Genomic DNA, 2,739 nt, shown 5'->3' with positions numbered 1-2,739 from the left:
GGTCTACTAGGCCACCTCGTTTCGGCCGGTGGCCGAATCGGCTGTAGCGCCATCTTATTTCCCCGGCCGATCAAGCCAGCCAGGAACTTTGGCGAATGTAGACCGTTACTATGGCGAGAGGACTTCTCGCCATGGAACATATCGCTGCATTGTTGCTGGTCATCGGTTGCTCGAACACGATGGCCGACTGCCGTGAACTCCAGGTGCCCGTAAGCGTTTTCGCGACGGCCGAGCAATGCGTGGCCGAACGCCCATTCGTCTTGGGCGACGTGCAAGGGCAGGCTGACCACATCGTCGCCAAATGCCTTGCGGTCGATCCGGCGCTTGAGGACGACTATGATCAGATCGTCTGGAATGTGCGCGCCGATGGTACGCTTGACGCGTCTTTGGCAATTTCCAGCCTGGTAATGGCATCGAACACGATACGCCCAGAAAAAGACTATCTTCACCAACAATAGATTGCAGCAGCAAAGGCCGTCATTTCATGCTAAATGGCGGCTGGAGCTTACTAAAGTGAGGACACAAAGTGAGGAGTGACTCTATGCGGAAGATGATTATTGCCCTGGTTGCGGTGGTCGCGGTCAGCGGCTGCACCTCGACTGAGAAGGACGTGGTTGGCGGCGGCTTGATCGGCGCCGGTGTCGGCGGCTTGGTCGGCGGCGGTAAGGGCGCGCTGATCGGCGCGGCCGTGGGTGCCGGTTCCGGCCTGCTGGTGCGCAACCTGCGCAACGGCTATTGCCAATATCGCGATCATCGCGGCCGGATCTACACGGCTCGCTGCAACTAATTCGGCGATAATCGAAACGTCGATCCGGAGGCCGGTCCGCCGGCTTCCGGGTTTTTGATGTCTGGATGCTTCCCCCTTGTCGGCAACGGTCGCGCTCAATTGGCGAGTGGAATTTTGATTTCCACGTTCAGCCCATTGGCTTGGTAATCCCGTTTGATCGTACCGCGCAATTCGCGCGTCACGTTGAGGTCGATCAGCTTGGTGCCGAATCCGGTCTCGGCGGGCGCTTCAAGTTTCTTCTGCCCGTTTTCGCGCCAGTTGAGAGCCAGCACCCTGTCGCGCCCTCGGCCTTCGAGCGACCAGTCCACCTTCAGCGCCCCAACGGAATTGCCGGCCTCGCCGTATTTCAGCGCATTCGTCGCCAGTTCGTGGAAGGTCAGGCCGAGCGCTTGCGTCGTGGTTTCGTCGAGCAGCACCTGTGGTCCCGACAACAGCTCATCGGGCAGCTCCTTGCCGAACACCTGACCCAGCTCGATGCGCAGGAGATCGCCAAGATCGGCCTTCTGCCAGCGTGAGCGCGTCAGCATGTCCTGGGAGGCCGCCATCGCCTGCAGCCTAGCCGAGAAGGACGCTGAAAACTCGTTGACGTCGGTCGCCCGCGATGCCGTCTGACGCGCGATCGCCAGCACCCTGGTGATCGAATTCTTGATGCGATGCTTCATCTCCTGCAGCATCAGGTCTTTTTCGATCAGGCTCTTTTCCGTCGTTTCGTGCAATCGCGACGCTGCCTCATAGGCCCGCTCCTGATAGCGCGCCACAAGCGCGATTGCGCCCGCCAACAGCAGGCCGAACAGCCCCAGCATCACCGGAATGGCGCGCGACGACGGCTGCGAGAAGGCGCTTGTCGGCCGGAACAGGACAGTCCATGGCTGTCCGGCGACGATGATCTTTCGCGTGACCAGCAGCCTGTTCCCGAAAGTGGAAGCCGGCGGCGTCTCCGACCGGAACAACAGATTGTCGCCGTTCACGGCACCATCGCCATCATAGATTTCGGTGTTGACCGGCAAAAGCGGCGACCGGCTGAGCGCGGTCTGGAACAGATCGCGAGCCCGGAAGGCCGCATAGAGAAAACCTGATGTCGAGGATCTCGAAGCATTGATGACGTCGGGAGCGGTTTCGACATTGAGCCGCACGAAAACGAAGAAGCCGGTGAACGTCTGCGCGGCGCCCGTGTCCTGGCCCAGCTGCACCAGCCCGCTGGCATGCTGCTGGTCGTCGGACATCGCCTTTTCGATCGCCGCACGCCGCACCGGTTCGCTGAACATGTCGTAGCCGATGCCGGCTTGATTGGATGGATCCAGCGGTTCGAACAGCACGATAGGGGTGCGCCAGGGTTGCGTGGTGTCCGGGTAGATTGGATGACTGACGCCATAATCGTGCAGCATGTCGCGTTCGACCGTCGCCTCGTCGCCCGTCTTTGCCAGCCTGAGGAAGCCGATACCGCGCAAGCCGGCGAAATTCTTGTCGACATCGAGCGCGGTGAAGAAGGCCTTGAACTCATTGCGAGAAATATCGCCATTGCGGGCGTCGAACAGGGCCTGCGTCGAGCGCAGCAGCGACAGATGCAGGTCGATGCGGCTCTCGATCCGGTTGAGCGCATCGTCGGCAGTCGCCTCGAACTTGATGCGCGCGGCTTCCTGCGTGGCGAAGTAGGCAAAACCTGCCATCACCATGCTGATCAGCGCGACGGCGATAAAGGCGATGATCGGGAAAAGCTTCTTCAACGGATCGTGCGGTCCCTGAGCAATGTCGGACCTTTATGCGCAAGTCGCCCTGCCAACACAATGCCAAGGCCAAGCCATCCCTACGGCTGGCATATCACGTGTCCGGCAACCGCGATCTGGCTTGATCTCAGGCCGCGATCTTCAGCGCGCCCGGTCCGGGAATGGCGCCTGGCGGGCATTTGCCCAGAATGATCATGCCCAGCACCTCGTCCTGGGTGACATCAGTGG

At 60.7% G+C, this 2,739-nt stretch carries 3 protein-coding genes and 1 pseudogene; 2 read left to right on the top strand and 2 right to left on the bottom strand.

All coding sequences use genetic code 11. The features are described 5' to 3' along the window. The first annotated feature begins 131 nt into the window (after positions 1 to 131). Complete coding sequence (locus EN994_RS25910) at positions 132 to 458, top strand: hypothetical protein (protein ID WP_013529279.1); 327 nt, start codon at positions 132 to 134, stop codon at positions 456 to 458. An 83-nt stretch (positions 459 to 541) separates the two neighbouring features. Then, entirely contained in the window at positions 542 to 787 is a 246-nt protein-coding gene (locus tag EN994_RS25905) for a YMGG-like glycine zipper-containing protein (RefSeq protein ID WP_013529278.1), read from the top strand. Positions 788 to 882: 95 nt separating this feature from the next. On the opposite strand, the gene EN994_RS25900 is transcribed toward EN994_RS25905, so the two are convergent. Together EN994_RS25900 and EN994_RS36380 are read right to left on the bottom strand one after the other, a co-directional pair. Continuing rightward, a complete protein-coding gene (locus EN994_RS25900; protein WP_063169143.1) occupies positions 883 to 2,511 on the bottom strand; it encodes a CHASE domain-containing protein in 1,629 nt (542 codons plus the stop codon). Between the two features lie 127 nt (positions 2,512 to 2,638). After that, positions 2,639 to 2,739, bottom strand: a pseudogene (locus tag EN994_RS36380) (sugar ABC transporter ATP-binding protein); the annotation flags it as partial.

It is taken from the genome of Mesorhizobium sp. M7A.F.Ca.CA.002.09.1.1, from assembly GCF_003998555.1.
Classification (GTDB): domain Bacteria; phylum Pseudomonadota; class Alphaproteobacteria; order Rhizobiales; family Rhizobiaceae; genus Mesorhizobium; species Mesorhizobium ciceri.
Note: the sequence above shows the minus strand (reverse complement) of the source record. Positions and strands in the feature narration are given on the sequence as shown.